The sequence below is a fragment of the Psychrobacter sp. TB20-MNA-CIBAN-0197 genome, assembly GCF_040309765.1.
Classification (GTDB): domain Bacteria; phylum Pseudomonadota; class Gammaproteobacteria; order Pseudomonadales; family Moraxellaceae; genus Psychrobacter; species Psychrobacter submarinus.
In genome coordinates this window covers 1-272 of record NZ_JBEOPC010000577.1, presented here as the reverse complement: position 1 = coordinate 272, position 272 = coordinate 1, and the positions used below count along the sequence as shown (strand labels likewise).

Genomic DNA, 272 nt, shown 5'->3' with positions numbered 1-272 from the left:
CTCGTTGTCTATAACAACCACGGTATCACTACCAAGTACAGGGCGATCGGTATATCCAAGCTCTACACCGCTTTGGGCTTTCAAGCGCGCTAAACGCTCAACAAGTGCTCTAGGTTGCTCCTTTGGAAGTGGGCTTTCATCTGCATCAACACTAAATTGTGTAAATTCGACACCTAATTGGCTTAATAACTCTTTACGACGGGGAGAGGCTGATGCCAAATATACTGCGGTAGTCATTACCTGATCCTAAAATGTCTGCGATATTTACGAAG

At 44.9% G+C, this 272-nt stretch carries 1 protein-coding gene; it reads right to left on the bottom strand.

All coding sequences use genetic code 11. The features are described 5' to 3' along the window. On the bottom strand, nt 1-237 hold a 237-nt coding region (locus tag AAEY83_RS15040), incomplete at its 3' end, for a Maf family protein (protein WP_351060161.1). Between the last annotated feature and the right edge of the window lie 35 nt (nt 238-272).